The sequence below is a fragment of the Vibrio sp. 10N.261.52.A1 genome, from assembly GCF_002876325.1.
GTDB classification, from domain to species: domain Bacteria; phylum Pseudomonadota; class Gammaproteobacteria; order Enterobacterales; family Vibrionaceae; genus Vibrio; species Vibrio chagasii.
The window spans coordinates 1-1,340 of record NZ_MCYD01000086.1; the positions used below are offsets into that span (position 1 = coordinate 1).

General features: G+C 46.3%; 1 protein-coding gene. It reads right to left on the minus strand.

Going from position 1 to position 1,340, the window contains the following annotated elements:
- Positions 1–258: 258 nt before the first annotated feature.
- Positions 259–1,340, minus strand: a 1,082-nt coding sequence (locus BCT81_RS01185) for a putative manganese transporter (RefSeq protein WP_102423032.1), incomplete at its 5' end; no start/stop codon positions are given.

Genomic DNA, 1,340 nt, shown 5'->3' on the forward strand with positions numbered 1-1,340 from the left:
GATTAAAGCTTGAATTAAAGCCCCTGTAAGCACGCTTACAGGGGCTTTTTGTATTTTATCTACTTAACCTTGTATTTACGGTCAATCAACTGTGTAGCGCGTTTAGAAGCGTATTGAGGGGGAGCTAGTAACTGTATAGGTTAGAGGGCGTTTACAAATAAGAGCGGTGGAGAGTAGTGATTAGAGTGACCAAGGGTTAGAAAGCAAAAAGGTCGATACCAAGTACCGACCTAATAGAGACCTATCGAGCGATAAGATTTAAATTTCGAACATAAACCAATAACCGTACGCACAGATTAGAGCGGGTACACTGGAGTACAAGGTCGCGACCAGTGCGGCTTTAGGGGCCATCGCAATGGCAGGGAACAGGGCATCACCATCATTTGAAACTGCATTGCCTACCTGAGCTGAAAGAGGAAGTGCGCCTGACAGGTAAAGACTAGTTACCAATAATTGTGGTCCACAGCCCGGTAGCAAACCCATCAGGACCCCAGCCAGGGGGAGCATCATTCCCCAGCTTGAGAATAGCGTCGAAAAATCAACATTTGCTATCACAGAGCCGAACTCAAAAAACAGAAAAGCAACCACGACCCACGCTGTAACAAAGTTAGTATCTTGTGCTGTTTTTTGTAATGGGTGAGAGCCTAGACACTTTTCGTCTTCACTTACCGCTGATTTGTAGTCTTTGATCTCACGTGTGAGTCCCCACAAAAACATTGAGCTAATCAACAAGATAGCGCCAAGCCATTCCATCGACATTTCTGGTAAAGCGAGCAGTTGATTGACATCGACTTGAAATGAGCCGAGTAGGGCAACCGCAGCGCCTGGGATAATCAATACTGACCATAAGTAACCTTGCAAATTGATCGCTTTTTTAGAGACGGCTTCTTTGTCTTGTGATTGCGATGAACAGATTCTAACAGGTTCATCATTCTCAACTTGTTTAGGGCGTAAAAAGTCATCGGCATGAAATAGATTGATGATTCGACCTGAAGCTGTACCGACGATGACACCCATCGCCATCATAGCTAGGCCTGTTTTCGGTTCGCTGGCGATGAGTAGAAAGGCTGCATCGCCCATAGTAGACACCAACACAGCGACAACAGCACCGAAACCGAGCTTACCCGAGATAAATTGTGTGGTTACCACGATAGCACCACCACAACCGGGCAGCGCACCCATCAGAGCGGAAAATACAACTTGGTTGGAGCGAGATTGATGGACCAACTTACTGAATACGTTGTCTTTGTTGATGTAGAGAGCTAGCCAGTGATAGACCGCCAAGGTTAGAGCAACATAACAAGACACGGCCCAGAACGCGTCAGATAAGGTGGTTACCG